Source organism: Cupriavidus basilensis, assembly GCF_000876015.1.
Lineage (GTDB): Bacteria > Pseudomonadota > Gammaproteobacteria > Burkholderiales > Burkholderiaceae > Cupriavidus > Cupriavidus basilensis_B.
Genome location: NZ_BBQM01000033.1, coordinates 64,078 through 89,701, shown reverse-complemented (window position 1 = coordinate 89,701; position 25,624 = coordinate 64,078). Strand labels below are relative to the sequence as shown.

The following is a 25,624-nucleotide window of genomic DNA, read 5'->3' as shown; positions in this document are numbered from 1 at the left end:
TCCAAGAGGTAACGTCAATGTCAGCAGTCCAGCCTTCCCTGATCGAACGCATCATCCGTGACGACGTGCGCGCCATGGGCGCCTATCATGTGGCGGAGTCGCACGGTCTGGTGAAGCTGGACGCGATGGAGAACCCCTACCGCCTGCCCGACGCGCTGCGCGACCAGCTCGCCGCGCGCCTGGCCGAGGTGGCGCTCAACCGCTACCCGGTGCCCAGCAGCGAAGCGCTGCGCGCGCGCCTGAAGACGGTGATGCAGGTGCCGGCGGGCATGGACGTGCTGCTCGGCAACGGCTCCGACGAGCTCATCAGCATCCTGGCGCTGGCCGTGGCCAGGCCCGGCGCCAAGGTGCTGGCCCCGGTGCCGGGCTTCGTCATGTACGCCATCTCGGCGCAGTTCGCCGGCGTGGGGTTCGTCGGCGTGCCGCTCAAGGCGGATTTCACGCTCGACCGCGCCGCCATGCTCGCGGCGATGGCCGAGCACCAGCCCGCCGTGGTCTATCTGGCCTACCCGAACAATCCGACCGGCAACGCGTTCGACGCGGCCGACATGGAAGCCATCGTGCGCGCGGCGCAGGGCGAGGTCAGCCACAGCCTGGTGGTGGTGGACGAGGCCTACCAGCCGTTCGCGCACGACACCTGGATGCCGCGCCTGGCCGAGTTCGGCAACCTGCTGGTGATGCGCACGGTGTCCAAGCTGGGGCTGGCCGGCATCCGCCTGGGCTACCTCGCCGGCGCGCCCGAGTGGCTGTCGCAGCTCGACAAGGTGCGCCCGCCGTACAACGTCAACGTGCTGACCGAGGCCACCGCGCTGTTCGTGCTCGAACACGTCGACGTGCTCGACCAGCAGGCCGCGCTGCTGCGCGCCGAGCGCACCGCCGTGGCGGCGGCGCTGGCGGCCATGCCGGGGGTGACGGTATTCCCCAGCGACGCCAATTTCCTGCTGGCGCGCGTGCCCGACGCCGCGCGCGTGTTCGACGGCGTGCTCGCGCGCAAGGTATTGATCAAGAACGTGAGTAAAATGCACCCGTTGCTGGCCAATTGTCTGCGCGTTACGGTCAGCACTCCCGAAGAGAACGCGCAATTTCTCGCCGCCTTCGCCGCGGCGTTGCAGGATTAACACCATGCGTGTTGCAGAGGTCACCCGCAATACATCGGAGACGCAGATCCGCGTTTCCCTGAATCTCGACGGCACCGGCCGCCAGAAGCTGGCGTCGGGCGTGCCGTTCCTCGACCACATGCTGGACCAGATCGCCCGCCACGGCATGTTCGACCTCGAGGTCGAAGCCACCGGCGACACGCACATCGACGACCACCACACGGTGGAGGACATCGGCATCGCCTTCGGCCAGGCCGTTGCCAAGGCCATCGGCGACAAGAAGGGCATCACCCGCTACGGCCACAGCTACGTGCCGCTGGACGAATGCCTGTCGCGCGTCGTCATCGATTTCTCCGGCCGGCCCGGCCTGGAATTCCACGTGCCGTTCACGCGCGCGCGCGTCGGCAGCTTCGACGTGGACCTCACCATCGAGTTCTTCCGCGGCTTCGTCAACCATGCCGCGGTCACGCTGCATGTCGACAACCTGCGCGGCATCAATGCCCACCACCAGTGCGAGACCGTGTTCAAGGCCTTCGGCCGCGCGCTGCGCATGGCGGTGGAGATGGACCCGCGCGCGGGCAACACGATTCCCTCGACCAAGGGCACCCTGGTAGGCTGAGTCGCGCCGGCGCGCGGCGATCCGCGCGGCCGGCCAGGCGCCTGCGGCAACCTCCGATCAACGCGGTACCGATGCAGACCCGACGCGGGACCCGCGCGCAGCCGTGCCACGGCGCGCGCGGGCGCCGCGCCAGACCAACCGACCAGGCCCGACCCGATGGATACGCTCAAGTCGTTCATCTCGCTGCTGGCGCTGATCAATCCGATCGGGGCGATCCCGTTCTTCATCAGCCTGACCACCCAGCAGACCGAGGAGGAAAAGCTGCGCACCATCCGGATCGCGTCGGTCTCGGTGGCGATCGTGGTCGGCATCTCGGCCTTGCTCGGCCAGCAGATCATCGAGTTCTTCAATATCTCGGTGGCCTCGCTGCAAGTGGGCGGGGGCCTCATCATGATCATGATGGCCATGAACATGCTGAACGCCCAGACCAGCCGCACCCGGGCCACGCCGGAGGAGGAGGACGAGGCCGAAGCCAAGGCCAGCGTCGCGGTGGTGCCGCTGGCGCTGCCGCTGCTGACCGGGCCCGGCTCGATCAGCACGGTGATCGTCTATGCCGGCAAGACGCAGCACTGGTACCAGTTGCTGATCCTGGTCGGGATCGGGGTGGTGCTTGGCGCAGTGGTATATATGACGTTCCGCGCCGCTGACCCGATCGCCCGCGTGATCGGGCGCACCGGCATCAATATCGGCACGCGGCTGATGGGGCTGATCCTGTCGGCGCTGGCCGTAGAATTCATTGTGGACGGGCTGAAGACATTGTTGCCTGTTTTGAAATCATGACTACCATAGCAATTGTGGATTACGGCATGGGCAACCTGCGCTCCGTGGCGCAGGCACTGCGTGCCGCGGCGCCGGAGGCGGATGTTCAGGTGGTGGACCGCCCCGAGGCGATCCGCGCGGCGGACCGCGTGGTGCTGCCGGGCCAGGGCGCGATGCCGGACTGCATGGCGGCGCTCGGCGCGTCGGGCCTGCAGGAGGCCGTGATCGAGGCCGCCGCCAGCAAACCGCTGCTCGGCGTGTGCGTTGGCGAACAGATGCTGTTCGACCTGAGCAAGGAAAGCAGGATCGCGGGCGGCAGCACGCCGTGCCTGGGCCTGCTGCCGGGCGAGGTCATCCGCTTCGAGCTCGACGGGCTGACCCAGCCGGACGGCTCGCGCTACAAGGTGCCGCAGATGGGCTGGAACCGCGTGAGGCAGGTCCGCAGCCATCCGCTGTGGGCAGGCATTCCCGACAATAGCTGGTTCTATTTCGTGCACAGCTACTTCGTGCATGCGCAGGATCCGGCGCATATTGCCGGCGAGACCGACTATGGCGTCGTATTTACGAGCGCGGTGGCGCGCGATAATATTTTTGCCACGCAGTTCCACCCGGAGAAGAGCGCCGCCATGGGCTTGCAGATCTACCGGAACTTCGTGCACTGGCATCCCTGACCCTGAGGTAACGGCTTTACCGGGACCGGGCCGGACGGCCATGCTGGCCTAGGCTCATCTTTCTTCTCTTTCAATCAAACACGCTCTTCACGCTTATGTTGCTCATTCCGGCCATCGACCTGAAGGACGGTCAATGTGTACGCCTCAAACAAGGCGACATGGACCAGGCCACCGTCTTTTCCGAAGATCCCGCCGCCATGGCACGTCACTGGGTGGAACAGGGCGCGCGGCGCCTGCACCTGGTCGACCTCAATGGGGCGTTCGTGGGCAAGCCCCGCAATGAGGCCGCCATCAAGGCCATCATCGCCGAGGTCGGCGACGAGATCCCCGTGCAGCTCGGCGGCGGCATCCGCGACCTCAACACCATCGAGCGCTGGCTCGACGGCGGCCTGTCCTACGTGATCATCGGCACGGCCGCGGTCAAGAACCCGGGTTTCCTCAAGGACGCGTGCTCGGCGTTCGGCGGCCACATCATCGTCGGCCTCGACGCCCGCGAGGGCAAGGTCGCCACCGACGGCTGGAGCAAGCTGACCGGCCACGAGGTCGCCGACCTCGCGCGCAAGTACGAAGACTACGGCGTCGAAGCCATCATCTACACCGACATCGGCCGCGACGGCATGCTGCAAGGCATCAACATCGATGCCACCGTCAAGCTGGCGCAGTCCGCGGCCATTCCCGTGATCGCCAGCGGCGGGCTGTCGAACCTGGCCGACATCGAACGCCTGTGCGGCGTGCAGAAGGATGGCGTCGAAGGCGTCATCTGCGGCCGCGCCATCTACTCCGGCGACCTGAACTTCGCCGAAGCCCAGACGCTGGCCGACAAGCTCGGCGCCGAGCAGTAAGACCCCGCGCGTTGCCGCGCGACAGTTGCAGCCGCCGGCGCCCGCGAGAGCCAGGCGCCGGCGGCGGGCAAGGAACCTCATGCTAGCCAAACGTATCATCCCCTGCCTCGACGTGACCAACGGGCGGGTGGTCAAGGGTGTCAACTTCGTCGAATTGCGCGACGCGGGGGACCCGGTCGAGATCGCCCGCCGCTACGACGAGCAGGGCGCCGATGAAATCACTTTCCTGGACATCACCGCGACCAGCGATGGCCGCGACCTGATCCTGCACATCATCGAGGCGGTCGCCTCGCAGGTCTTCATTCCGCTCACGGTGGGCGGCGGCGTGCGCGCCGTGGAAGACGTGCGGCGCCTGCTCAATGCCGGCGCGGACAAGATCAGCGTCAACTCCTCGGCCATCGCCAACCCGCAGCTGGTGTCCGATGCCACCGCGCGCTACGGTTCGCAGTGCATCGTGGTGGCGATCGACGCCAAGCGCAGCTCCGCGCCGGGCGAGCCGGCGCGCTGGGAAGTCTTCACCCACGGCGGGCGCAAGGCGACCGGGCTCGACGCGGTCGAATGGGCGCGCGAGATGACCGCGCGCGGCGCCGGCGAACTGCTGCTCACCAGCATGGACCGCGACGGCACCCGCAGCGGCTTCGACCTCGAGCTCACGCGCGCGGTCAGCGACGCGGTATCGGTGCCGGTGATCGCCTCGGGCGGCGTGGGCGGGCTGCAGGACCTGGCCGACGGCATCAAGCTCGGCCGCGCCGACGCGGTGCTGGCCGCCAGCATCTTCCACTACGGCGAGCACACCGTGGGCGAGGCGAAGGCATTCATGGCCCGCGAGGGCATCCCGGTGCGGATCTGAACTCTGGAACACGGCGAACCGACATGGCAAAGAAGTGGCTCAACAAGGTGAAGTGGGACGACAACGGCCTGGTGCCGGTGATCGTCCAGGAAGTCGGCTCGAACGACGTACTCATGTTTGCGTTCATGAACCGCGAAGCGCTCCAGCGCACCGCGGAGATCGGCGAGGCCGTGTTCTGGTCGCGCTCGCGCAAGCGCCTGTGGCACAAGGGCGAGGAATCCGGCCACGTGCAGAAGGTGCATGAGATGCGCCTGGACTGCGACGAGGACGTGGTGTTGCTCAAGGTCACGCAGGACGGCGGCATCGCCTGCCACACCGGGCGGCACTCCTGCTTCTTCCAGAAATTCGAGGGCGACGCCGAGAACGGCGACTGGCAGACCGTGGAGCCGGTGCTCAAGGACCCGTCCACCATCTACGCGGCCAAGCCATGAGCCAGGGCGACATGCAAGACGAAACCCGGACAAGCAGCGCCGACGTGCTGGCCCGCCTGGCCGCGGTGCTGGAATCGCGCAAGCCCGAGAACGGCGGCGATCCCGACAAATCCTACGTGGCGCGCCTGTTCCACAAGGGCGACGACGCCATCCTGAAGAAGATCGGCGAGGAAGCCACCGAGACCGTGATGGCCGCCAAGGATGCGCGCGCCGCCGGGCTCGGCGCGGAAGCCGTCGGCAAGGTGGTCTACGAGGTGGCCGATCTCTGGTTCCACAGCATGGTGCTGCTGGCCCGCTTCGGCCTGGAGCCGGCCGACGTGGTCAACGAGCTGGCCCGCCGCGAGGGCCTGTCCGGCCTCGAGGAAAAGGCGCGGCGCGGGCCCGGCGCCTGACGGTTTGCCGCGGGCGCCGGTGATCCGGCATCCGCGGCGGGCCACAACCAGGAGGAGCATGACGAGATGGGAGAGGTGATCACCGCCGACGGCGACCGGCTCGCCGGCCTGCGCAAGCTCACGCATATCCTGTATGCGCTGTACGCCATTTTCTGGCTGACCGGTGGCGTGACCGCGCTGATCGCCATCATCGTCGGCTACGTCAAGCGCGACGACACGCAAGGCACGCTCTACGCCTCGCATTTCGCCTGGCAGATCCGCTCCTTCTGGTGGTCGGTGGGTTGGGCGGTCCTCGGCGGCGTGCTGTTCGCCACCGTGATCCTGATTCCGCTGGCCTTTGCCCTGTGGAGCGTCTTGTCCTTGTGGATGCTGTATCGTATCGTCAAGGGCTGGCTCTACCTGAACGACGGCAAGCCGATGTATCCGGGCCAGGCGTTCTGAAAAGCCGCTCCGGTGCCGGCCGGGAGGGGCGGCCGGGAAGGGCGGCCGGGAAGGGCGCCTCGCGGCGGCGGTCCGGCTCAATTTGCGGCGCGCAATGAAATTTTCATGAATCCACAGCAAAATTGCATCTTCTGCCGGATCGTGGCGGGCGAGCTTGCGTCGAACAAGGTCTACGAAGACGACGACATGCTGGCTTTCCATGATATTCACCCGAAAGCCCCGGTACACTTCCTGCTCATTCCCAAGGCGCATGTCGATTCGCTGGCCGATTGCGGACCCGGCGACGGCGCCGTGCTTGCTAAAATGATGTTGAAGGTGCCTGAGCTGGCGCGTGCGGCAGGCTGTGGGAACGGTTTCCGGACGGTGATCAATACCGGCCCGGATGGCGGACAGGAGGTCTACCACCTCCATCTGCATGTGCTTGGCGGCCCGCGCAACCAGTGGAAGGTGGCGCTGCCCTGAACGCGGTGCCCGGCGCTGGCCGGCCGGCCCCGGCCAGGCCGGCAGCCAACCCATGCAGGACCGCGGGCCGGCTGGCCCACGGTCAGACGCCGTGCCGGCAACCGTCGCCCGGCATGGCATTCAGTGACGGAACAACGAGCCGGGGTGGCAAGGTGCCGCCCCCGGCTTCATCAGGAGCAGAAAATGGGTTCGTTTAGCATTTGGCACTGGCTCATCGTGCTGGTGATCGTCATGCTGGTCTTTGGCACCAAGAAGCTGCGCAACATCGGCCAGGACCTGGGCGGCGCGGTCAAGGGCTTCAAGGACGGCATGAAGGACGCCAACGGCGAGGACGCCGCGGCGACCGCGCCGGCCAAGGAGCTGCGCGACAGCACCACGATCGACGTCGAAGCCAAGGAAAAGTCGCGCCAGCAGTAAGCGCGACACGATCCTTGCCGGCTTTCCCGATGTTCCTTCTCCCGCCAGCCATGCCCTGCGTGCCGGCCCCGCCGCGGCAGGCTTGCCCGCGTGGGGCCCCGCGTGCCTCGGCGGCTGGCGGCGGCCCCTTCTTCCCGACGCTCGCATGATCGATCTCGGCATTTCCAAGCTTGCACTGATCGGCGCCGTGGCGCTGGTGGTGATCGGTCCCGAGCGGCTGCCGAAGGTGGCGCGCACGGTCGGCGCGCTGGTTGGCCGCGCGCAACGCTATATCAATGACGTCAAGGCGGAAGTCAGCCGCGAGGTCGAGCTCGACGAACTGCGCAAGATGCGCACGGAGTTCGAGGATGCCGCGCGCGACGTGGAGCGCACCGTCCACAAGGAGGTGCACGAGCACGCGCAGTCCTTCAGCGACGCGCTGTCCGGCAACGATGCCGGCGCCGCGGCGCCGGGGCCGGCCGCCGACAGCGGCCACGTGCCCTCGTGGGACACGGCGCACAAGCTCCACAACGGCCGCAAGAGCTGGCGCGTCAAGCAGGGAGCGCAGCCGCTGTGGTACAAGCGCCAGCACAATGTCCGCGTGTGGGCGCAGTCGGGCGCCGCGCGCGTCAAGCGCCACCGTCCCGCCACCGGTCCCGCACGCTCTTTCTTCGATTGAGCATGGCGGGGTTTGCCATCACGCCGGTCCCCGGCCGGCTGTCGCTGTCGTGCGCTCCGACCAGCGCACCGTGCCGCCGTCCCGTGTCCGGTTCCGCCACTGATTTCTCCATGCCAGCCCGCCCGGCTGAGCGGTCCACGCCATGAGCGACTCCCGTTCCCAAGATCCCCACGACCCGCAGGACGAAGGCCAGCAGGAAACCTTCATCTCTCACCTGGTGGAGCTGCGCTCGCGTATCGTCAAGGCTGCCTCGGGCGTGATCCTGGTGTTCGTCAGCCTGATCTACTGGGCGCCCAACATCTTCAACCTGTTCGCCCGGCCGCTGATGGAGAACCTGCCCAAGGGCGGCAAGATGATCGTCACCGACGTGACCGGCTCGTTCTTCGTGCCGATGAAGGTCACGCTGCTGGTGGCCTTCCTGATCGCGCTGCCCTGGGTGCTGTACCAGGTCTGGCAGTTCGTCGCGCCCGGTCTCTACCAGCATGAGAAACGGCTGATTGTGCCGCTGGTCAGCAGCAGCTACGTGCTGTTCATCTGCGGCGTGGCCTTCGCCTACTTCCTGGTGTTCCCCACGGTGTTCCATTTCATGGCGCACTACAACGCGCCGCTCGGGGCCGAGATGTCGACCGACATCGACAAATACCTGAGCTTCGCCATGACCATGTTCCTGGCGTTCGGCATCACGTTCGAAGTCCCCGTGGTGGTGATCGTGCTGGTGCGCTTCGGCGTGGTCGAGCTGGACAAGCTCAAGCAGATCCGGCCCTACGTGATCGTCGGCGCCTTCGTGATCGCGGCCGTGGTGACGCCGCCGGACGTGCTGTCGCAACTGCTGCTGGCGGTGCCGCTGGTGGCGCTGTACGAGCTCGGCCTGATCATGGCGCGCTTCACCGCCAAGCCCGTCGCGGCGAACCCCGCGGGCAGCGAAGCGCAGCCGGACTGACCGTTGCGCCGCCGCAGCGCAGCAAAGCTGCGGCGGGATAGTTTTGCACCAAGTTGGGGAATATGCCTCTGCGTGCTGTTGCGACATCACAACAAAATCCCTCGCCATCCACGGTTTACGACGAAAAAGCCTTCTGGCGGCTGGGGGGGCTGACCCATAATACGCAGCAGACGTGAGGTAAATGCGTCGCCCAAGCACTTGGGCAAGCCAAGATTTCCCAATCAGTTGACAAGGAAAGTGTCGATATGAAGATGAAACTGTTTGCAGCCGCTGTCGCTGCCCTGGCCGCCGGCGGTGCGTATGCCCAGTCGAGCGTGACCCTGTACGGCGTGGCCGACGCTGGTATTGAATACACCAACCACGCTACCGTGGGTAAGACCGGCAACAACAACGCCTTCCGCCTGACCTCGGGCAACCAGTCCGGTTCGCGTTGGGGCCTGCGTGGCATCGAAGATCTGGGTGGCGGTCTGAAGGGCATCTTCGTCCTGGAAAGCGGCTTCAGCATCGATACCGGCACGTCGGGCCAAGGCAGCCGCCTGTTCGGCCGTCAAGCCTTCGTCGGTCTGCAAAGCCAGTACGGTCAGCTGACCTTGGGTCGTCATCAGACCCCGTTCTACGACTTCGGCCTGATCTATGATCCGATGGCCATTTCGACCCGTTACAGCATCGGTGCACAAGACAACTACATCGGCGCTTCGCGTGCCGACAACAGCGTCAAGTACATCGGCACGTTCTCGGGCCTGACGGTGCAAGCTCTGTACTCGTTCCAACGTGACGGCCAGGAAGTTCCGGGCGTGTTCACGGCTGGCCGCGAGTACGCGTTCATGGCTAGCTACGCTGCTGGTCCGTTCTCGGTTGGTGCTGCATACGACGAATCGAACGGCACCAACGGTACGACCACTCCGACGACCAACGCCCAGATGATCCGTCGTGCTACCGTTGCCGGTACGTACGCGATCGGACCGGCAAAGGTCTACGCCGGCTACCGTTACGCTCACTCGTTCAACGGCGCAACGCTGCCGGGCGCAATCGTTGCCAACACGGCTACGGCTCTGAGCAACAGCGTTTCGAACCTGTACTGGCTCGGCGTTGGTTACCAGCTGACCCCGGCGTTCTCGCTGACGGGCGCGGCTTACTACCAAGACTTCAAGAGCACCAGCGCAGATCCGTGGAACTTCGTTGCTACGGCTGACTACGCTCTGTCGAAGCGCACCGACCTGTACACCTCGCTGTCGTACGTCAAGAACAAGAGCAACTCGGCTCTGGGCGTGAACGGCTTCAACGGCGTCGGCACCGACAGCGCTGTTGTGACCCCGGGTCAGAACCAGTTCGGCGCTACCGTTGGTATCCGCCACAAGTTCTAATTTAACGCGGGCGTAAGCTCGCTTTAGATTGGCTTGATGCAAAACGCCGGCATCCGCAAGGATGCCGGCGTTTTGTCGTTCTGGCGGTCCATGTGCTGCATGTGCTCACGTTTGCCGTTGCGTGCGCCCACGCCCGCTGTGGCATGCTGGTGGCTTGTGTCGGCTGTCCGGTGTGATACCAGTCTCCGGCAGACCGGCTGGCAATGGCGGCCGCCTGCCATCTGCATGTGCACGGTGCGGCTAGCGCCTATCTATCGTGCATCCGGCCCGCTTGCCCACCGCGCCACGAATGGGCGCCGTCAGTTGCGGGCGCGGCGGGTCGTCGCGTTACAGCATCGGCGTGGGTATGCCGGACCATGCGCATGCGCATGGCGATTCCGCGAGCGCAGCACTGGGTACGCGCCGGCGGCCCTGACGACCCTCGTTCGTGGTGCCGCGACGCACTGCGCGCGGCATCAGGAAGCCGCCATCGGAAACAAAAAACCCCGCCCAAGGGCGGGGTCTATCGGGCAAGGCCCGCATCGGGCGCGGCGGCGCCGGCGCACAAGGTCGTAGGCGTTGGTGTCGCGCGCGGACCTGTTATTCCTCTTCGTCCAGCGGCAGCGCACGGCGTGGCGGCGGCGGGCGCTTGCCGATCATCACCGTCAGCTCCGCCGGCTTGCCACGGCGCACCACCTTCATCTTCGCTTCCGCGCCCGGCTTGAGCTGCGCAATCGCGTTGAGCAGCGCCGTGGTGTCGGAAATGGCCTGCCCGTCGACCGAGACCAGCACGTCGCCCGGCTTCACGCCGGCCTTGTCCGCGGGGCCGCCCTGGACCACGGCGGCGATCAGCGCGCCTTCCTTGGCCTCCAGGCCGAACGACTCGGCGATCTCCGGCGTCATGTCCTGCGGCTCCACGCCGATCCAGCCGCGCGTCACGCTGCCGGTGGAGATGATCGACTCCATCACCTGCTTGGCGGTCGACACCGGAATGGCGAAGCCGATGCCCAGCGAGCCGCCCGAGCGCGAATAGATGGCCGTGTTGATGCCCAGCAGGTTGCCCTGCGCATCGACCAGCGCGCCGCCCGAATTGCCCGGGTTGATGGCCGCGTCGGTCTGGATGAAGTTCTCGAAGGTGTTGATGCCCAGGTGGCTGCGGCCGAGCGCCGACACGATGCCCATCGTCACGGTCTGGCCGACGCCGAACGGGTTGCCGATCGCCAGCACCACGTCGCCCACCTTGACGTTCTCGATGCGGCCCAGCGTGATCGCGGGCAGGTCCTTCAGCGTGATCTTGAGGACGGCGAGGTCGGTCTCCGGGTCCGAGCCCACGACCTTGGCGTTCGCCTTGCGCCCGTCGGTCAGCGCGACCTCGATCTCGTCGGCGCCGTCCACCACGTGGTGGTTGGTTAGAATGTAACCTTCCGCGCTGACAATCACGCCCGAGCCCAGGCTGGACACCGGTTCCTGGCGCTCCGGCAGGCGGTCGCCGAAGAAGAAGCGGAACCACGGATCTTCCGCCTGCGGGTTGTTGGGCGTGCGCTTGGGGCCGTTCTTGCTGGTGAAGATGTTCACCACTGCCGGCATCGCCTGCTGGGCCGCGTCACTGTAGGAGCCCTGCGCCGAAGAGCCCGCCACGCTGGGGACGACTTCCTTCAGCGCGACGATGGGCGATCCGGACTGCACGGCCACCCGGCCGCGCTGCAGCCATTCCGGTTTGAGCGTGGCCACGACGAACCACACTGCCAGCACGACGGTGACAGCCTGGGCAAAGAACAGCCAGAAACGGCGCAACATATTTGAGTTTGGGCAAAAAATGAAAACAAAAGATCTTGAATTGTACTTGAACGACCTGCTCCAGGTGCCTCGATACAAAGACTATTGCCCGAACGGATGGCAAGTGCAAGGCCGTCCGGAGGTCGAAAATATCGTCACCGGGGTGACGGCGAGCCTCGCCCTGGTCGATGCCGCCATCGAGGCGGGCGCCGATGCCATTTTGGTTCACCACGGATATTTCTGGAAAAACGAAGACGCGCGGGTAATCGGACAAAAACACGCCCGCCTGAAACGCCTGCTTGGCGCGGATGTGAACCTGCTGGCTTATCACCTGCCGCTCGATAATCACCCGGAATTCGGCAATAACGCCCAGCTGGGGCAGCAATTGGGATTTACACCCACCGGCCGATTTGGCGACGACCAGCTCGGCTGGACCGGCACCCTGCCGCAGCCCATGCCGCTCGCGGCGCTGGCCGCGCACGTCGGCGGCGTGCTCGCGCGCGAGCCGCTGGCCATCGGCGACCCGGCGCAGATGATCCGCACCGTGGGCTGGTGCACCGGCGGTGCCCAGGGCTACTTCGACGGCGCCGTGGCCGCCGGCGTGGACTGCTACCTGAGCGGCGAGATTTCCGAGCAGACCACGCACCTCGCGCGCGAGAGCGGCGTCGCCTACCTCGCCGCCGGACACCACGCCACCGAGCGCTATGGCATCCGCTCGCTCGGCGAGCATCTCGCGCAGCAGTTCGGCCTGCGCCACACCTTCATCGACATTCCGAATCCGGTCTGACCGCGCCGGGAGCCGCCCTGGGAGCCGCCACGGGCGCGGCTTATTGTCGCAGCGGGCCCTTGCGGCAGGCCTTGCGCGCGTGGTTAATCAGGCCTGGCGCGCCTTCAGGCTGTCGCGGATTTCGCGCAGCAGCACCACGTCTTCGGGTGTCGGTGCAGGCACTTCCGCGGCCGCCGGCTCCTCGGCGCGCAGCTTGTTGATGGCCCGCACCATCATGAAGATGATGAAGGCGAGGATCAGGAAGTTGACCAGGATGGTCAGGAAATTGCCGTAGGCAAACACCGGCACGCCGGCCTTCTTCAAGGCATCCAGCGTGCGCGGCACGCCTTCGGGCGGCTCCGCCAGCAGCACGAACATGTTGGAGAAATCGAGCTTGCCGATGATGCGGCCCACCACCGGCATGATCAGGTCGTTGACCACCGAATCGACAATCTTGCCGAACGCCGCGCCGATAATGACACCCACGGCGAGGTCGACCACATTGCCTCGCATTGCAAAGGTCTTGAACTCTGACATCATCCCCATGCTATTTCTCCCACTGTTGCTTGTGTTGAACGGTTGTTAGGATAAAAGCCTGCCGCATCACTGCCTGTAACGCAAGCCTGCAGGCCACATCGGTGTTTTCTGTCCGATTATCGCGCGAACGTGAGCAAATCTGCGCCTTTCAATGCCACATGTGCGTAAGGTACAATTTTAGGTTGACGCAAAATCTAATTTGACATCCCCTGGGGTTTGGAATGAGTGACCAGCAAAACGTGAAGAACGTGGATAAGGGTCGCCGCAATTGGTTGATTGCGACGTCAGTCGCTGGCGGCATCGGAGGCGTGGCGGTCGCAGTGCCGTTCGTCAGCACGTTCGCGCCGTCAGAGAAAGCCAAGGCAGCCGGAGCACCAGTCGAGGCCGACATCAGCGCCCTGAAACCGGGCGAGATGATGACGGTCGAGTGGCGTGGCAAGCCCGTCTGGATCCTGAAGCGCACCGAGGAAATGCTCGCGTCGCTCAAGAAGACCGATTCCGAAGTCGCCGACCCCAACTCGGACGTGCCCTTCACCATGAAGACGCCCGAGTACTGCAAGAACGAAACGCGCTCGCGCGCCGATCACAAGGATCTCCTGGTCGTGGTCGGCATCTGCTCCCACCTGGGCTGCTCGCCCTCCGGCCCGTTCGGCGCCGGCGCCAATCCCCAGCTCGGTTCCGACCCCGGATTCCTCTGCCCCTGCCACGGTTCGACCTTCGACCTGGCAGGCCGCGTATTCAAGAACAAGCCCGCCCCGCAAAACCTCGACGTACCCCCCTACCAGTTCCTGTCCGACACGAGGATCGTGATCGGCAAGGATGAAAAAGGAGACGCTTGATCATGGCGGCAGAAAAACAAGTCAAGACGACCGGCCTGCTCGGCTGGATCGACGCCCGTTTCCCCGCGACCCAGCTCTGGGAAGACCACCTCTCCAAGTACTACGCGCCGAAGAACTTCAACTTCTGGTACTTCTTCGGTTCGCTGGCGCTGCTGGTGCTGGTCATCCAGATCGTCACCGGCATCTTCCTGGTGATGAACTACAAGCCCGACGGCACGCTCAACCCCGCCGGCGTGCCCGTGGCCTACGCCAGCGTCGAGTACATCATGCGCGAAGTGCCCTGGGGCTGGCTGGTGCGCTACATGCACTCCACCGGCGCCTCGGCCTTCTTCGTGGTGGTGTACCTGCACATGTTCCGCGGCCTGCTGTACGGCTCGTACCGCAAGCCGCGCGAGCTGGTCTGGATCTTCGGCTGCCTGATCTTCCTGTGCCTGATGGCCGAAGCCTTCATGGGCTACCTGCTGCCGTGGGGCCAGATGTCGTACTGGGGCGCCCAGGTGATCGTGAACCTGTTCTCGGCGATTCCCGTGATCGGCCAGGACCTGTCGCTGTTCATCCGCGGTGACTATGTCGTCAGCGACGCCACCCTGAACCGCTTCTTCTCGTTCCACGTCATCGCCGTGCCGCTGGTGCTGCTGGGCCTGGTCGTCGCGCACATCATCGCGCTGCACGAAGTGGGCTCCAACAACCCGGACGGCGTCGAGATCAAGGCCAAGAAGGACGAGAACGGCATCCCGCTGGACGGCATCCCGTTCCACCCGTACTACTCGGTGCACGACCTGCTGGGCGTGGGCGGCTTCCTGATGATCTTCTCCGCGGTGATCTTCTTCTTCCCGGAGATGGGCGGCTACTTCCTGGAGTCCAACAACTTCATCCCGGCCGATCCGCTCAAGACCCCGCCGCACATCGCGCCGGTGTGGTACTTCACGCCGTTCTACTCGATGCTGCGCGCCACCACCTCGAACTTCCTGCCGATCCTGTGGGTGTTCTTCGCGGTGCTGCTCGGCCTGGTGTTCCTGCGCAGCAAGGACGCCCGCATCAAGATCGGCGCGCTCGCCATCGCCCTGATCCTGGCGGTGGGCTTCTACTTCATCGACGCCAAGTTCTGGGGCGTGCTGGTGATGGGCGGCTCGGTGGTGATCCTGTTCTTCATGCCGTGGCTGGACCAGTCGCCGGTGAAGTCCATCCGCTACCGCCCGGCCTTCCACAAGAGCATCCTGGTGGTCTTCGTGGTCGTGTTCGTCGTGCTCGGCTACCTGGGCGTGCAGCCCCCGTCGCCGGTGGGTGAGAAGGTGTCGCAGCTTGGCACCCTGCTGTACTTCGCCTTCTTCCTGACCATGCCGCTGTGGAGCCGTGTCGGCCAGTTCAAGCCGGTGCCGGAACGCGTGACGTTCCACCCGCACTGAGCCCGGACGAACCCCGACAAGAGCACAAGGACACACGATGAAAAAGCTGCTTTCGATTCTCGCGCTGGCCGGCGCCTTCTTTGCCGCCGCGCCCGCCACGGCCAGCGAAGGGGGCTACCCCCTCGAGCCGGCTCCCGTGCAGACCAGCGACCTCTCCTCGCTGCAGCGCGGCGCCAAGCTGTTCGTGAACTACTGCCTGAACTGCCACGGCGCGTCGATGATGCGCTACAACCGGCTCAAGGACATCGGCCTGACCGACGACCAGATCCGCCAGAACCTGCTGTTCAGCGGCGACAAGGTCGGCGACATGATGACCATCGCCATGCAGCCCAAGGACGCCAAGGCCTTCTTCGGCGTCACCCCGCCGGACCTGTCGGTGATCGCGCGCGCGCGCGGCGACGACTGGCTCTACACTTACCTGCGCACCTTCTACCGCGACGACCAACGCGCCACGGGCTGGAACAACCTCGTGTTCCCCAGCGTCGGCATGCCGCACGTGCTGTGGGAACTGCAAGGCCAGCGCGCCGCCAAGTTCGTCGAGTCCGAGGAGCATGGCGAGAAGGTCCACAAGTTCGCCGGCTTCGAGCAGCTCACCCCCGGCAAGTTGAGCCCGCTCGAATACGACCAGGCCGTCAGCGACCTCGTCGGCTACCTCGACTGGATGGCCGAACCCGCCCAGAACCAGCGCAAGCGCCTCGGCGTCTGGGTGCTGCTGTTCCTCGGCATGTTCACCATCTTCGCGTGGCGCCTGAACGCCGCGTTCTGGAAGGACATCAAGTAACGCGCGGCAAGGCTCGCGAGGCGGAAGCCTCGCGGGGCAGGGGGCCGGAGCGGACGTTGCGAAAGCGGCGCCGCCCCGGCCCTTTTCGTTTGGCGACCTCGCCAGCCCGCCGGTAGCTCAAGTGCCCGGCACACCGCTCCATACCATCAAGATCAGGCATAAATGTGCTTTAAGCGCATCTAATTTGCTTTCTGCATCGCGCTTCTGCCAAAATACCGATCCAGTCAATCGACCCCGCATCAAAGGAATCCAACCATGATGGTGTTGTATTCGGGCACCACCTGCCCGTTCTCCCAGCGTTGCCGCCTCGTCCTGTTCGAAAAGGGCATGGATTTCGAGATCCGAGACGTCGACCTGTTCAACAAGCCGGAAGACATTTCGGTGATGAACCCCTACGGCCAGGTGCCCATCCTGGTCGAGCGCGACCTGATCCTGTACGAGTCGAACATCATCAACGAGTACATCGACGAGCGCTTCCCGCACCCGCAACTGATGCCGGCCGATCCGGTGCAGCGCGCCCGCGCCCGACTGTTCCTGTTCAATTTCGAAAAGGAACTCTTCACGCACGTCTACGCCCTCGAAAACGAAAAGGGCAAGGCCGCCGAGAAGAGCCACGAGCGCGCCCGCGCCGCCATCCGCGACCGCCTGACCCAGCTCGCGCCGATCTTCGTCAAGAACAAGTACATGCTCGGCGAAGAGTTCTCCATGCTCGACGTCGCCATCGCCCCGCTGCTCTGGCGCCTGGACCACTACGGCATCGAACTCTCCAAGAACGCCGCGCCGCTGCTCAAGTACGCCGAACGCATCTTCAGCCGCCCGGCCTACATCGAAGCGCTCACCCCGTCGGAAAAGGTGATGCGCCGCTAAACCGGCCCCCCGGCCCGAAGCCCCCCGCTTCGGGCCACCCGGAACGCGCCCCGCGCCACTGGAAGCACAATGCCTGAAACCTCCACCAAGCCCTACCTGATCCGCGCCATCTACGAATGGTGCACGGACAACGGCTTCACGCCATACATCGCCGTCTTCGTCGACGCCAACACCAGCGTGCCGCGCGAGTTCGTCAAGAACAACGAAATCGTGCTCAACGTCAGCTTCGACGCCACCAGCGGGCTGGACATGGGCAACGAGTGGATCGGCTTCAGCGCCCGCTTCGGCGGCGTCTCGCGCAAGATCGACGTGCCCGTGGAAAACGTGCTCGCCATCTACGCCCGCGAAAACGGCCAGGGCATGGCCTTCCCGGTGGAGCGCAGCGTGCCCGAAACCCAGGCCGCCACCGAACGCGAGAACAACCCCCCGCCCAAGCTCTCCTCCGTGGAAAGCGAAGCCCCCCAGGCCACGGCCGACGCCACCACCGACAACGGCGACGACGAACCCACGCCACCGCCGCCGGTCTCGCGCATCGGCGCCAAGAAGCCCTCCCTGAAGGTGGTGAAGTAAGTACCGCCCACGCCGCGCCCGGCCATCGTCATTTCACGCCGCATGCAGTAGAATCGCGGTCTGCACCAAACATGCCGGCTTAGCTCATCAGGTAGAGCAGTTGATTTGTAATCATCAGGTGGCGGGTTCGAGTCCTGCAGCCGGCACCAGAATTTGAGAACGGCCCCCAGAAGAAAATGGGGGCCGTTTTCGTTTTGAGGTCCGCGCTTACTGTGGGTGCATGCGGTCGTCGGGCATGGTGTGCATATTGACGAATTGCCTCAGAACATTTCCTGGACGCTGTTCACCGCGCGATCCAACTTGTCCTTGAGCGCGGCAAGCAGGCAGTGCAATCCATCGTCCTCGACGGAGGCGTCGCCGCGCTGTTGAAGCACGGCCAGCATCGTGCCAAGGCCAGCGCTCACCCCAAGCAGCTCTGCACATCCGTCTACGGTTGTTTCACGAATGCGCTCGCCAACACCGTGAAGTTCGCCTGCCAGGCGCCTTACATGCTTGCGGTTCATCCTCGTTCCATCGGCCGCCAAGTGAGCTAACTCCGCAACCAGATCCTGATGTTTGCGTGCCGCGAGGAGACGCCCATGAGTCGTGGCCTTATCCATGCGCCACCTCCAGATGGGAAAGTCCCGGCGCTACGACCTCAATGCGATGTAGTTGATGCGCGACCTGACCAGCATCGCGTCGAAGACCAATGGCAATAGCAAAAGCCATGACAACCTCCTTGGGTAGGTTGAAGGCTCGCCGCTCATTCTCACGTGAGGGGTGGCGGGCCTGACAGCGGGGGTGAGAACCGGTACCCAAGGATCCCGGCCAGCCCGGAGGCTGCCCCGCCCGGCCCGCCGTTGAACTAGTGGCGTGCGCGTGCGCGCGAACAAAAGCCGCGTGGCGCGGCGGTTCGCCCTTGGGATCTCTCGGGTTCTCACGCCCGATCACCGTTGTTTCGGTGATGGCCCATTCTTGGTGACCGTCCGCTCCATGTCAACCCAACCGACGACCACGGATACCATATTTAACACCTTGTGTAATATCTATCAAATCCAGCCGTAAAGTCCTATCCGGCCAGCAACACAAACGAAAGAAAGGCGGGTGAAAAATGGGCCGTCGCAAGAGGCAGCCGAAGCTTTCCGACATCCTGCTGGAGTCGCCATGGTGGGTTTCCGTCGCCCTAGGCTTTTGCGCCTACATTGCATTCCACGCGATCGTTCCCGCATTGCTGGGAGCCAATCGCTATCTCGCCGGCCTCACCATGGCCAGCCGCGAGTTCGCCTGGGTGCCAGCCATCGCGTTCTGCTTTCTGGGTCTGCTGTCTTTCATCAAGGCTCGCTTTGGTGGGCAACCGGTAGCCGAAACTGCGCGTGCGCCACGCCACCGCCCGGTTGCTTCCGCTAAGGCCGGGCCAGCCGCGTCACCCACTATCAAGGAGGCGCCCGATGGTGCTGCGCCCTGGGGGGCCGCATCCGCTCCCCAGCCGCGCCCACAAAGCTGGTCCCTCGAAGCCCTCGCCCTGCTCGAATGGAAACGCTTCGAGCTGCTCTGTGTTGCCTACTACGAGCAACTTGGCTTTACGGTTGAGACCGTGCCGCATGGCGCGGATGGCGGGATCGATGCCACGCTGTACAGGCAGGGCATGGCGCAGCCGATGGCGCTCGTGCAATGCAAGGCGTGGCGGTCGCCGGTGAAGGTGGAGCCGGTGCGCGCGCTCGGTGGCGTCATGCATCAGCACAAGATCCGGCGTGGGGTGTTCTGGTCGTTGAGCGGATATTCGGGCGAGGCGAAGAAGTACGCTGCGGCAGCGGATATCCAATTGCTCGACGGCGCGGGCATCGTCGAGCGCATCCGGAAACTGGAGCCGTCGCAGCAAACCGCGTTACTGGCCAAGGCGTTCGAAGGTGACTACAGAACGCCCACTTGCGCGGCATGCGGGGTGAAGCTCGTCAAGCGTACTGGCCGACGCGGCTCGTTCTGGGGATGCCGTAACTATCCTGCGGGGTGCACAGTGACAATGGAGCTTTCCGCGTAAGACCTCGGTCTTTGCTCTGGAATTCTTCCCCTCTTTTCAGTGGCATAGGGCAAACGACACTGCATGCCAGAGGCATCGCCGGGCAGCGTCTGTCGGTCGGGCGCTATCGCATCGAAGTGACGCTGCCGCCCCGCCGACGCAAGCCCATTCCGCAATCCCGCGAATCTTCATGCTGCAGTGCAGCCAAAACGCGCAACCTGACGGTAAGCTCTTGTCTTTAGTCGGGAGAAATTCCACGGGGAGGGCAAATGCGGCGCGTCGTATTCAACCAGAAGGGCGGTGTCGGGAAGTCGACCATTGTGTGCAACCTGGCGGCGATCAGCGCCAGCGAGGGCTTGCGTACCCTGGTCATCGACCTGGATGTGCAGGGAAATTCCACGCAGTATCTGCTGGGTGAGCGGGCCGGCGAGGCTACCCCGACGGTGGCGGATTTCTTCGAGACCGCGCTGACCTACAGCTTCAAGCCGGTCGAGTTCTCCTCGTTCGTGCACGCGACGCCGTTCGAGAATCTGGACGTGATGCCGGCGCACCCCGATCTCGATGCGCTGCACGGCAAGCTCGAGTCGCGCTACAAGATCTACAAGTTGCGCGACGCGTTGAACGAGCTGGATACCTACGATGCCATCTATATCGATACGCCGCCGGCACTGAACTTCTATACGCGCTCGGCCTTGATCGCCGTCGAGCGCTGCCTGATTCCATTCGACTGCGACGATTTCTCCCGTCGCGCCCTGTATGCGCTGCTGGACAACGTGAAGGAGATCCAGCAGGACCACAATGCGGGGCTGGAGGTCGAGGGCATCGTGATCAATCAGTTTCAGCCTCGCGCCAGCCTGCCTCAGCAACTGGTCGATGAACTGGTGAGCGAAGGGTTGCCGGTGCTGGGCTCGCGGCTGTCCTCGTCCGTGAAGATCCGCGAATCCCATCAGCACGCCAGGCCGATGATCTATCTGGACCCGCGGCACAAGCTTGCCCAGGAATACTTGGCGTTGCACCGTGAACTGGTCGGGTTTGTTGAGGATTGATGGCCGTCAGATGGCAGGGTTCGAGTCCTGCCATTGCGCTGCAATGTGACAACGGCCCCAAGCGATTGGGGCCGTTTTTTGCATTTACGGGGGCGGTCTTGTACCGACGCCTCTCAGACATTTTCTGCAAACTACCCGCGATGCCGCGTGAAAATGACGCTCGCCGCGTAACGCTTCAGTCTTGCCTCTGGACGCTGCACGAGAGCGTTCTGGACTGCGCGGCGCCGTCGGCGGTTTTCCTGCCTTCGTAGTCGGCGCGAGACGCATAGCCCCTGGCGAGCCAGTAGTCCGGATAGGCGGGATCAAACGCGAGTTGAACAATCTCGTACCGGCACGACCGGCTCTTGTGCTGGAGCACGAAAGCGATGCTGGGCGCGGATGCGTCCATGTCTTTGTCGATCACGGTGTAGGGCGTCTTCGCGCAGACGCTGTAGGGTGTGTTCCATTCAAGGGTTTTGGTTTTGACATATAGCTTGCCCCAGCATCCGCGGCCCTGACCGTGGAATACGCCGGTAAAGGGCGCCGCCGGCGTTGCTGTTGCGGCAATTGCCATTCCCTGCGCGAGGGCTATCGCCAGGAGATGGCTGGCCAGCATCGGTTTGCATGTCGGGTGCATCTCGCGGTGGGAAGGCGGGTGAGACAGGGAGTATTTCAGGCCCTTCGCCTGCGGTAAATGGGACGCGTCTTGATTCGGCCGACGTCCTGCGCTCAAATCGCGCTGTCTTATCCCCGTCACCTACCCCACCTAACTTATTACTCGCCAATTCATTCAAGCTCTGCACGAAAACAGCCGACAATCTTCCAGAGCTCAGGCATAAACCATCCCTCCCACCGCCATCCCAAAAAAGGAACCCCTCCGTGACGAAAAAACTCGCAAGCCTGGCATGGTTGCTCCCGCTCGCTTTCCTCGCGGCCTGTGGCGGGGATGGCGGCACGGGGGATTCGGGTGCCGCGGTCCAGTCCGTGTCGTCGGCCAACGCGATTGCCGATACCGCTTCGCTGTCGACGCAGGCGCTGGCTACCACCCACTGGATGCCGGCCGCCGCCGATACCTGGCAGTTGCAGTTGACCGGCACGATCAATACGAGCTACCCGGCACAGGTCTATGACATCGACCTCTTCGACACGCCGCAGGCCACCATCAACGCATTGAAGGCGCAGGGCAAGCGCGTGGTCTGCTATTTCTCGGCGGGCAGCTCGGAGAACTGGCGGCCGGACTTCAAGCAGTTCGTGGCGGCGGACATGGGCAAGGCGTTGTCGGGCTGGGCCGGCGAGAAGTGGCTCGATACGCGGTCGGCCAATGTGCGCAGGATCATGCAGGCGCGCATGGACCTGGCGCGCTCGAAGGGTTGCGATGGCGTGGACCCGGACAACGTGGATGGCTATACCAACAAGCCGGGCTTTCCGCTGACGGCGGCGACGCAGCTGGACTACAACCGCTTCCTGGCCACGGAGGCGCACGCGCGCGGGCTGGCCGTGGGCCTGAAGAACGATGTGGATCAGGTGGCGTCGCTGGCCACCGATTTCGATTTCGCCGTGAACGAGCAGTGCTTCCAGTACAAGGAGTGCGCGAGCTATACGCCGTTGACGGCGCAGGGCAAGGCGGTGTTCAACGTGGAGTACGCGACGAAGTACAGAGACGCGGCGACGCGCGCCACGCTGTGCGCCTCGGCCAAGGCGGCGCATCTGCGCACGCTGGTGCTGCCGCTGGACCTGAACGACGCGTTCCGCTACGCCTGCGATTGAGCGGCTGCCGGGCGGCAGCGCCGCCAATCCTCAGGCCGGCGTGAGATAGCCGCCCGCCGCGGCGGCGCCGATGACTTCGCCCAGCGCTGCGATGAACGCCGTGGCGGCGGCGCTGTCGGGCCGGCCGCGGCGCCGGTGCAGCGCGGCCGTGCGGGTGAAGCCGGGGTGCGCCACCGGCGCGTGCGCGAGCCCGGCCAGCCCGGCGTTGCGGCGCGTGCCGGCGATATGCAGCGCCAGCGGGCTGGCGATGGTGAACAGGCGCCCGCCCGGCACGGCGCGCAGCAGCGCTTCCACGCTCGGGCCTTCCAGCCGCGGCCGCAGGCTGTAGCCGCCGGCCTGCGCGGCCGCGTCGATCTGGCGGCGCATGGCGAAGCGCTCGGGCAGCAGCGCCAGCGGCAGCGTGGCGAGCTGCGCCAGCGTGATGCCGCCGGGCGCTTCGGGCAGCTTGCCGGCCGCGGCGATCAGGGCCAGCGTCTCGGAGAACAGCGGCACCAGCGCGATGCGCTTGGGCGCCTCGCGCGCGAAGGCCAGGCCCAGGTCGATCTGGCCGTCGAGCAGGGCGCGGTCGACCTCGCCGGCGGCGAACTCGAAGACCTGCACGTCGAGCGCGGGATGCGCGTCGAGCAGTGCCTGCGCGGCCGGCATCACCAGCGCGGAGAGATAGGTGTGGATGGCGCCCACGCGCAGCGTGCCCTCGACCGCGCCGCGCGGCGAGGCGGCCGCGGCAATCACCTGTTCCAGCTGGTCCAGCACCGGCTCCAGCGACAGTACCAGTTGCCGGCCCGCGTCGGTGAGTTCGAGCCGGCGGCCCACGCGCCCGAACAGCGGCACGCCCAGGCTGTGCGCGAACGCGCGCAGATGCTGCGACAGCGCCGGCTGCGTCAGCCCCAGCGAGTCGGCCGCCGCGGTAACGCTGCCGTGGCGGGCCACCGCCATGAAGCTGCGTACCAGGCGCAGGTCCAGCACGGCGGGCGTGGCGGGCGTGGCGGTCGGTCGCATAAGTTGTCGTGATGAATGGAAAATCGATTCATCATTTTACAGAGCATGCCGCGGCTGGTGGAATGACGGCAAACATGGAAAACAGAGAGGAGACCGCCATGCTTGCCCGCTTTCCCGTTCGCTTCCGCCTGCCCGCGCTCGCCGCCATCGCGCTGGCCGCGCTGTCGTTCACGTCCGCCGCGCGCGCCGACTGGCCCGACCGCCCGATCAAGCTGGTGGTGCCCTACGCGCCCGGCGCCACCACGGATTCGCTGGCCCGCCTGGTCGGCAAGGAGCTGCAACTGCGCCTGAAGCAATCGGTGGTGGTGGAGAACCGCCCGGGTGCCGGCGGCACCATCGGCAGTGACTACGTGAGCAAGGCGCCGGCCGACGGCTACACGCTGCTGCTCGGCGCGGTCGGGCCGATCTCGGTGGGCAAGGCGCTGTATCCGACGCTGCCCTATGACCCGGCCAGGGACCTCGCCGGCGTGGGCCTGATCGGCACGGTGCCGTTCATCCTGGTGGCCGGCACGCGCGGGCAGCGCTTCGACTCGGTGCCGGCGCTGGTGCGCGCGGCCAATGCCGCGCCCGACACCATCGCCTACGGCTCGGCCGGCAACGGCACGCCGCAGCACATCATCGGCGCGATGTTCTCGCAGGCCACCGGCGCCAGGCTGCTGCACTCGCCGTACAAGGGTTCGGGCCCGGCCATCAACGACCTGCTCGGCGGCCAGATCGCGCTGATGTTCGACAGCCCGGTTCTGCTGCTGCCGCACATCAAGGCCGGCACCGTGGTGCCGCTGGCGCAGACCGGCGCGCAGCGCTCGGCGCTGCTGCCCAACGTGCCGACCATGCGCGAGCAGGGCGTGCGCGGTTTCGACGCGGCGCCGTGGTACGGCATCATGGCGCCGGCCAGGGTGCCCGCCGACGTCCTCGCGCGGCTGAACCGCGAGCTGAACGCCGTGCTGGCCGACAAGCCGGTGCAGGAGCACCTGCTCGCGCTCGGCGTGGAGGCCCGCCCGCTCGACGCGGCCGGTTTCCGCCAGTTCCTGGCGCAGGCCCAGGCGAGCTGGACGCGCACCGTCACCGCCGCCGCGGTCAAGGCGGACTGACCATGCCGCACCTGATCGTGGAGACCACGCGGCAACTGGCCGGCCGCATCGATTTCCCCGGCGTCTTTGCCGGCCTGCACCGCGAGATGGCGGCGCTGGGCTACGCGCGCCTGGAGGACTTCAAGAGCCGCGTGCTGGTGGCGGAGGCCGCGCTGGTCGGCGGCGATGCCGCCACCGGCTTCCTGGTGGCGCATCTCGTGATGACCAACGCGCGCCCCGAGGCGATGCCGGCCGCGATGGCCGACCTGATACTGGCGCGTCTGGTGGCTTGCGTGGAGAAGGCCGCGCCCGCGGGCGAGGTGCAGGTGTGCGTGCTGCACCGGCAGGCGGCGCCGGGCAGCTACCGCAAGACCGTGGTCGCGGGCAGCCGCTAGCCCCGCGCGGCGTCGAGCTCGCGCCACGCCAGGTACAGCCGCGTGTCGAACTCGAGCTGATGGTAGGCCGGCTCCATGTGTTCGCAGAGCCGGTAGAACGCCTTGTTGTGATCGCTTTCCTTCAGGTGCGCGAGCTCGTGCACGACGATCATGCGCAGGAATTCCGGCGGCGCTTCCTTGAACACCGAGGCCACGCGGATTTCCTTCTTGGCCTTGAGCTTGCCGCCCTGCACGCGCGAGATCGCGGTGTGCAGGCCGAGCGCGCGGTGCACGGTGTCGATCTTGGCGTCGAAGGCCACCTTGTGCAGCGGCGGCGCGCTGCGCAGGAATGCCTGTTTCAGTTCGCCGGCGTATTCATACAGGGCACGATCGGTCTGCACGGCGTGCCGCGCGGGGTACTTCCTGGCCAGATGCTCGCCGAGCCGGTTGGCGGCGACCAGTTGGCGCACCTGCTCGAGCACGTCGGGCGGATAGCCGCCGAGAAAGCGCAGCGGGTCCTTGGCGCCGGGGCGCCAGGTGTTGCCGGCGAAAGTGCTGGCGAAAGCGGGGCTGCTGGCTTGGCTCACCGCGGCTCAGTGATGGTGATGATGATGATGGTGAGCGATCTCGCCGGTGCTGACGAAGGTCTGCACGGCATCCTGCTCGCCGGTGGCGTGGCGCATCAATTCGCCGCACTTGCACCAGCCCTGGTAAGGCTGGATGTGCGCGCACGCCGAAGCCTTCTGCAGAAACAGCGTGACGGGCTTGGTGCACTTGTGGCACTTGAAAGTGAGGGTGCGGGCGGGTTTGCTCATGCTGCGGCTGGATTCCTGGCTTGTGGCGGATGGCGGCGCGGGGGCAAAAACGGCCCGCGCCGGCAAAGGCAAGATGATACATGGCGTGCCGGCCGCCGTTTGCAAGGGCGCGGC

The 25,624-nt window shown here is 65.5% G+C and carries 32 protein-coding genes and 1 tRNA gene; 26 read left to right on the top strand and 7 right to left on the bottom strand.

All coding sequences use genetic code 11. The features are described from left to right. Nucleotides 1-17 precede the first annotated feature (17 nt). The 14 genes from hisC (at nt 18) to KF708C_RS32680 (ending at nt 9,943) form a co-directional block, all read left to right on the top strand. Nucleotides 18-1,118, top strand: coding sequence for a histidinol-phosphate transaminase (hisC, locus tag KF708C_RS32745; protein WP_020202046.1), 1,101 nt, complete (start codon nt 18-20; stop codon nt 1,116-1,118). 4 nt (nt 1,119-1,122) lie between these two features. Further along, nucleotides 1,123-1,716, top strand: coding sequence for an imidazoleglycerol-phosphate dehydratase HisB (gene hisB / locus KF708C_RS32740; RefSeq protein WP_020202045.1), 594 nt, complete (start codon nt 1,123-1,125; stop codon nt 1,714-1,716). Between the two features lie 156 nt (nt 1,717-1,872). After that, the gene (locus KF708C_RS32735) at nt 1,873-2,496 is read left to right on the top strand and encodes a MarC family protein (protein ID WP_020202044.1); all 624 of its coding nucleotides are present in this window, start codon (nt 1,873-1,875) and stop codon (nt 2,494-2,496) included. Next, nucleotides 2,493-3,146 carry an imidazole glycerol phosphate synthase subunit HisH gene (gene hisH, locus KF708C_RS32730; RefSeq protein WP_043365917.1) on the top strand — a complete coding sequence of 218 codons (654 nt, stop codon included), beginning with the start codon at nt 2,493-2,495 and terminating at the stop codon, nt 3,144-3,146. The genes KF708C_RS32735 and hisH overlap by 4 nt, the downstream gene beginning before the upstream one ends. A gap of 95 nt (nt 3,147-3,241) precedes the next feature. Then, nucleotides 3,242-3,988 carry a 1-(5-phosphoribosyl)-5-[(5-phosphoribosylamino)methylideneamino]imidazole-4-carboxamide isomerase gene (gene hisA / locus KF708C_RS32725; protein ID WP_029043391.1) on the top strand — a complete coding sequence of 249 codons (747 nt, stop codon included), beginning with the start codon at nt 3,242-3,244 and terminating at the stop codon, nt 3,986-3,988. A 79-nt stretch (nt 3,989-4,067) separates the two neighbouring features. After that, entirely contained in the window at nt 4,068-4,838 is a 771-nt protein-coding gene (gene hisF, locus KF708C_RS32720) for an imidazole glycerol phosphate synthase subunit HisF (RefSeq protein WP_020202041.1), read from the top strand. A 23-nt stretch (nt 4,839-4,861) separates the two neighbouring features. Then, nucleotides 4,862-5,269, top strand: a complete 408-nt coding sequence (hisI, locus tag KF708C_RS32715) for a phosphoribosyl-AMP cyclohydrolase (RefSeq protein ID WP_020202040.1) — start codon at nt 4,862-4,864, stop codon at nt 5,267-5,269. A gap of 11 nt (nt 5,270-5,280) precedes the next feature. Next, entirely contained in the window at nt 5,281-5,661 is a 381-nt protein-coding gene (locus tag KF708C_RS32710; RefSeq protein ID WP_020202039.1) for a phosphoribosyl-ATP diphosphatase, read from the top strand. Nucleotides 5,662-5,727: 66 nt separating this feature from the next. Then, nucleotides 5,728-6,102 carry a DUF4870 family protein gene (locus tag KF708C_RS32705; RefSeq protein WP_059415973.1) on the top strand — a complete coding sequence of 125 codons (375 nt, stop codon included), beginning with the start codon at nt 5,728-5,730 and terminating at the stop codon, nt 6,100-6,102. 105 nt (nt 6,103-6,207) lie between these two features. Beyond that, nucleotides 6,208-6,564 (top strand): histidine triad nucleotide-binding protein, encoded by a 357-nt coding sequence (locus KF708C_RS32700; RefSeq protein WP_020202037.1) that lies wholly within the window; start codon nt 6,208-6,210, stop codon nt 6,562-6,564. Nucleotides 6,565-6,747: 183 nt separating this feature from the next. Then, nucleotides 6,748-6,981: a Sec-independent protein translocase subunit TatA gene (gene tatA, locus KF708C_RS32695; protein WP_020202036.1), complete on the top strand. Its 234-nt coding sequence runs from the start codon at nt 6,748-6,750 to the stop codon at nt 6,979-6,981. Between the two features lie 145 nt (nt 6,982-7,126). After that, nucleotides 7,127-7,639: a Sec-independent protein translocase protein TatB gene (gene tatB, locus KF708C_RS32690; RefSeq protein ID WP_059415972.1), complete on the top strand. Its 513-nt coding sequence runs from the start codon at nt 7,127-7,129 to the stop codon at nt 7,637-7,639. A 142-nt stretch (nt 7,640-7,781) separates the two neighbouring features. Next, nucleotides 7,782-8,579 carry a twin-arginine translocase subunit TatC gene (gene tatC, locus KF708C_RS32685; RefSeq protein ID WP_020202034.1) on the top strand — a complete coding sequence of 266 codons (798 nt, stop codon included), beginning with the start codon at nt 7,782-7,784 and terminating at the stop codon, nt 8,577-8,579. Nucleotides 8,580-8,824: 245 nt separating this feature from the next. Then, on the top strand, nt 8,825-9,943 hold the full coding sequence (locus tag KF708C_RS32680; RefSeq protein WP_059415970.1) for a porin: 1,119 nt from the start codon (nt 8,825-8,827) through the stop codon (nt 9,941-9,943). Nucleotides 9,944-10,522: 579 nt separating this feature from the next. Here KF708C_RS32680 and KF708C_RS32675 read toward each other — a convergent pair. Beyond that, on the bottom strand, nt 10,523-11,719 hold the full coding sequence (locus KF708C_RS32675; protein WP_020202032.1) for a Do family serine endopeptidase: 1,197 nt from the start codon (nt 11,717-11,719) through the stop codon (nt 10,523-10,525). A 19-nt stretch (nt 11,720-11,738) separates the two neighbouring features. Between KF708C_RS32675 and KF708C_RS32670 the strand changes: the two genes are divergently transcribed. After that, on the top strand, nt 11,739-12,485 hold the full coding sequence (locus KF708C_RS32670; protein ID WP_059415968.1) for a Nif3-like dinuclear metal center hexameric protein: 747 nt from the start codon (nt 11,739-11,741) through the stop codon (nt 12,483-12,485). A gap of 87 nt (nt 12,486-12,572) precedes the next feature. Here KF708C_RS32670 and mscL read toward each other — a convergent pair whose 3' ends face one another. Then, nucleotides 12,573-13,010, bottom strand: coding sequence for a large conductance mechanosensitive channel protein MscL (gene mscL / locus KF708C_RS32665; protein WP_059415967.1), 438 nt, complete (start codon nt 13,008-13,010; stop codon nt 12,573-12,575). Nucleotides 13,011-13,222: 212 nt separating this feature from the next. On the opposite strand from mscL, the gene petA reads away from it, so the two are divergent. The 6 genes from petA to KF708C_RS32635 all read left to right on the top strand — a co-directional run bounded on the left by petA (nt 13,223) and on the right by KF708C_RS32635 (nt 17,613). Then, the gene (gene petA / locus KF708C_RS32660) at nt 13,223-13,840 is read left to right on the top strand and encodes a ubiquinol-cytochrome c reductase iron-sulfur subunit (protein ID WP_029043388.1); all 618 of its coding nucleotides are present in this window, start codon (nt 13,223-13,225) and stop codon (nt 13,838-13,840) included. 2 nt (nt 13,841-13,842) lie between these two features. Next, nucleotides 13,843-15,246, top strand: a complete 1,404-nt coding sequence (locus KF708C_RS32655; RefSeq protein ID WP_059415964.1) for a cytochrome b — start codon at nt 13,843-13,845, stop codon at nt 15,244-15,246. 37 nt (nt 15,247-15,283) lie between these two features. Next, nucleotides 15,284-16,027 (top strand): cytochrome c1, encoded by a 744-nt coding sequence (locus tag KF708C_RS32650; protein WP_059415962.1) that lies wholly within the window; start codon nt 15,284-15,286, stop codon nt 16,025-16,027. A gap of 255 nt (nt 16,028-16,282) precedes the next feature. Further along, nucleotides 16,283-16,894 (top strand): glutathione S-transferase N-terminal domain-containing protein, encoded by a 612-nt coding sequence (locus KF708C_RS32645; protein WP_020202026.1) that lies wholly within the window; start codon nt 16,283-16,285, stop codon nt 16,892-16,894. Between the two features lie 69 nt (nt 16,895-16,963). Beyond that, nucleotides 16,964-17,464, top strand: coding sequence for a ClpXP protease specificity-enhancing factor (locus KF708C_RS32640; RefSeq protein WP_020202025.1), 501 nt, complete (start codon nt 16,964-16,966; stop codon nt 17,462-17,464). A gap of 73 nt (nt 17,465-17,537) precedes the next feature. Next, a tRNA-Thr gene (locus KF708C_RS32635) sits at nt 17,538-17,613 on the top strand. 111 nt (nt 17,614-17,724) lie between these two features. Here the strand turns inward: KF708C_RS32635 and KF708C_RS34220 are convergent. Beyond that, the gene (locus KF708C_RS34220; RefSeq protein ID WP_063923104.1) at nt 17,725-18,063 is read right to left on the bottom strand and encodes a DUF1484 family protein; all 339 of its coding nucleotides are present in this window, start codon (nt 18,061-18,063) and stop codon (nt 17,725-17,727) included. A gap of 491 nt (nt 18,064-18,554) precedes the next feature. Between KF708C_RS34220 and KF708C_RS32630 the strand changes: the two genes are divergently transcribed. Beyond that, nucleotides 18,555-19,481, top strand: coding sequence for a restriction endonuclease (locus KF708C_RS32630; protein WP_059415960.1), 927 nt, complete (start codon nt 18,555-18,557; stop codon nt 19,479-19,481). A gap of 248 nt (nt 19,482-19,729) precedes the next feature. Beyond that, nucleotides 19,730-20,506: a ParA family protein gene (locus KF708C_RS32625; RefSeq protein WP_059415959.1), complete on the top strand. Its 777-nt coding sequence runs from the start codon at nt 19,730-19,732 to the stop codon at nt 20,504-20,506. A 175-nt stretch (nt 20,507-20,681) separates the two neighbouring features. Here the strand turns inward: KF708C_RS32625 and KF708C_RS32620 are convergent, their stop codons facing one another. Further along, nucleotides 20,682-21,101, bottom strand: coding sequence for a hypothetical protein (locus tag KF708C_RS32620; protein ID WP_059415957.1), 420 nt, complete (start codon nt 21,099-21,101; stop codon nt 20,682-20,684). A gap of 263 nt (nt 21,102-21,364) precedes the next feature. On the opposite strand from KF708C_RS32620, the gene KF708C_RS32615 reads away from it, so the two are divergent. Then, a complete protein-coding gene (locus tag KF708C_RS32615) occupies nt 21,365-22,252 on the top strand; it encodes an endo alpha-1,4 polygalactosaminidase (RefSeq protein WP_059415954.1) in 888 nt (295 codons plus the stop codon). A 30-nt stretch (nt 22,253-22,282) separates the two neighbouring features. On the opposite strand, the gene KF708C_RS32610 is transcribed toward KF708C_RS32615, so the two are convergent. Continuing rightward, nucleotides 22,283-23,251: a LysR family transcriptional regulator gene (locus KF708C_RS32610; protein ID WP_059415952.1), complete on the bottom strand. Its 969-nt coding sequence runs from the start codon at nt 23,249-23,251 to the stop codon at nt 22,283-22,285. A gap of 98 nt (nt 23,252-23,349) precedes the next feature. On the opposite strand from KF708C_RS32610, the gene KF708C_RS32605 reads away from it, so the two are divergent. Together KF708C_RS32605 and KF708C_RS32600 are read left to right on the top strand one after the other, a co-directional pair. Beyond that, nucleotides 23,350-24,342 carry a tripartite tricarboxylate transporter substrate binding protein gene (locus tag KF708C_RS32605; protein ID WP_059415950.1) on the top strand — a complete coding sequence of 331 codons (993 nt, stop codon included), beginning with the start codon at nt 23,350-23,352 and terminating at the stop codon, nt 24,340-24,342. Nucleotides 24,343-24,344: 2 nt separating this feature from the next. After that, the gene (locus tag KF708C_RS32600) at nt 24,345-24,716 is read left to right on the top strand and encodes a hypothetical protein (RefSeq protein ID WP_059415948.1); all 372 of its coding nucleotides are present in this window, start codon (nt 24,345-24,347) and stop codon (nt 24,714-24,716) included. On the opposite strand, the gene KF708C_RS32595 is transcribed toward KF708C_RS32600, so the two are convergent. Both KF708C_RS32595 and KF708C_RS32590 read right to left on the bottom strand, forming a co-directional pair. Next, nucleotides 24,713-25,207: a M48 metallopeptidase family protein gene (locus tag KF708C_RS32595; RefSeq protein WP_029043386.1), complete on the bottom strand. Its 495-nt coding sequence runs from the start codon at nt 25,205-25,207 to the stop codon at nt 24,713-24,715. The genes KF708C_RS32600 and KF708C_RS32595 overlap by 4 nt on opposite strands. Before the next feature lie 81 nt (nt 25,208-25,288). Next, entirely contained in the window at nt 25,289-25,510 is a 222-nt protein-coding gene (locus tag KF708C_RS32590) for a hypothetical protein (RefSeq protein ID WP_020202015.1), read from the bottom strand. Between the last annotated feature and the right edge of the window lie 114 nt (nt 25,511-25,624).

What these genes read in the sequence shown, in the direction of transcription:
- tatB (WP_059415972.1), top strand. Translation starts at nt 7,127, where the DNA reads ATGATCGATCTCGGCATTTCCAAGCTTGCACTGATCGGCGCCGTGGCG.
- tatA (WP_020202036.1), top strand. Translation starts at nt 6,748, where the DNA reads ATGGGTTCGTTTAGCATTTGGCACTGGCTCATCGTGCTGGTGATCGTC.
- KF708C_RS32680 (WP_059415970.1), top strand. Translation starts at nt 8,825, where the DNA reads ATGAAGATGAAACTGTTTGCAGCCGCTGTCGCTGCCCTGGCCGCCGGC.
- KF708C_RS32630 (WP_059415960.1), top strand. Translation starts at nt 18,555, where the DNA reads ATGGGCCGTCGCAAGAGGCAGCCGAAGCTTTCCGACATCCTGCTGGAG.
- KF708C_RS32625 (WP_059415959.1), top strand. Translation starts at nt 19,730, where the DNA reads ATGCGGCGCGTCGTATTCAACCAGAAGGGCGGTGTCGGGAAGTCGACC.
- KF708C_RS32655 (WP_059415964.1), top strand. Translation starts at nt 13,843, where the DNA reads ATGGCGGCAGAAAAACAAGTCAAGACGACCGGCCTGCTCGGCTGGATC.
- KF708C_RS32640 (WP_020202025.1), top strand. Translation starts at nt 16,964, where the DNA reads ATGCCTGAAACCTCCACCAAGCCCTACCTGATCCGCGCCATCTACGAA.
- hisB (WP_020202045.1), top strand. Translation starts at nt 1,123, where the DNA reads ATGCGTGTTGCAGAGGTCACCCGCAATACATCGGAGACGCAGATCCGC.
- KF708C_RS34220 (WP_063923104.1), bottom strand. Translation starts at nt 18,063, where the DNA reads ATGGATAAGGCCACGACTCATGGGCGTCTCCTCGCGGCACGCAAACAT.
- KF708C_RS32710 (WP_020202039.1), top strand. Translation starts at nt 5,281, where the DNA reads ATGCAAGACGAAACCCGGACAAGCAGCGCCGACGTGCTGGCCCGCCTG.
- tatC (WP_020202034.1), top strand. Translation starts at nt 7,782, where the DNA reads ATGAGCGACTCCCGTTCCCAAGATCCCCACGACCCGCAGGACGAAGGC.
- mscL (WP_059415967.1), bottom strand. Translation starts at nt 13,010, where the DNA reads ATGGGGATGATGTCAGAGTTCAAGACCTTTGCAATGCGAGGCAATGTG.
- hisF (WP_020202041.1), top strand. Translation starts at nt 4,068, where the DNA reads ATGCTAGCCAAACGTATCATCCCCTGCCTCGACGTGACCAACGGGCGG.
- KF708C_RS32705 (WP_059415973.1), top strand. Translation starts at nt 5,728, where the DNA reads ATGGGAGAGGTGATCACCGCCGACGGCGACCGGCTCGCCGGCCTGCGC.
- KF708C_RS32610 (WP_059415952.1), bottom strand. Translation starts at nt 23,251, where the DNA reads ATGCGACCGACCGCCACGCCCGCCACGCCCGCCGTGCTGGACCTGCGC.
- KF708C_RS32735 (WP_020202044.1), top strand. Translation starts at nt 1,873, where the DNA reads ATGGATACGCTCAAGTCGTTCATCTCGCTGCTGGCGCTGATCAATCCG.
- KF708C_RS32600 (WP_059415948.1), top strand. Translation starts at nt 24,345, where the DNA reads ATGCCGCACCTGATCGTGGAGACCACGCGGCAACTGGCCGGCCGCATC.
- KF708C_RS32590 (WP_020202015.1), bottom strand. Translation starts at nt 25,510, where the DNA reads ATGAGCAAACCCGCCCGCACCCTCACTTTCAAGTGCCACAAGTGCACC.
- KF708C_RS32700 (WP_020202037.1), top strand. Translation starts at nt 6,208, where the DNA reads ATGAATCCACAGCAAAATTGCATCTTCTGCCGGATCGTGGCGGGCGAG.
- KF708C_RS32650 (WP_059415962.1), top strand. Translation starts at nt 15,284, where the DNA reads ATGAAAAAGCTGCTTTCGATTCTCGCGCTGGCCGGCGCCTTCTTTGCC.
- KF708C_RS32670 (WP_059415968.1), top strand. Translation starts at nt 11,739, where the DNA reads ATGAAAACAAAAGATCTTGAATTGTACTTGAACGACCTGCTCCAGGTG.
- KF708C_RS32620 (WP_059415957.1), bottom strand. Translation starts at nt 21,101, where the DNA reads ATGCTGGCCAGCCATCTCCTGGCGATAGCCCTCGCGCAGGGAATGGCA.
- hisC (WP_020202046.1), top strand. Translation starts at nt 18, where the DNA reads ATGTCAGCAGTCCAGCCTTCCCTGATCGAACGCATCATCCGTGACGAC.
- hisI (WP_020202040.1), top strand. Translation starts at nt 4,862, where the DNA reads ATGGCAAAGAAGTGGCTCAACAAGGTGAAGTGGGACGACAACGGCCTG.
- hisH (WP_043365917.1), top strand. Translation starts at nt 2,493, where the DNA reads ATGACTACCATAGCAATTGTGGATTACGGCATGGGCAACCTGCGCTCC.
- KF708C_RS32645 (WP_020202026.1), top strand. Translation starts at nt 16,283, where the DNA reads ATGATGGTGTTGTATTCGGGCACCACCTGCCCGTTCTCCCAGCGTTGC.
- KF708C_RS32605 (WP_059415950.1), top strand. Translation starts at nt 23,350, where the DNA reads ATGCTTGCCCGCTTTCCCGTTCGCTTCCGCCTGCCCGCGCTCGCCGCC.
- hisA (WP_029043391.1), top strand. Translation starts at nt 3,242, where the DNA reads ATGTTGCTCATTCCGGCCATCGACCTGAAGGACGGTCAATGTGTACGC.
- KF708C_RS32675 (WP_020202032.1), bottom strand. Translation starts at nt 11,719, where the DNA reads ATGTTGCGCCGTTTCTGGCTGTTCTTTGCCCAGGCTGTCACCGTCGTG.
- petA (WP_029043388.1), top strand. Translation starts at nt 13,223, where the DNA reads ATGAGTGACCAGCAAAACGTGAAGAACGTGGATAAGGGTCGCCGCAAT.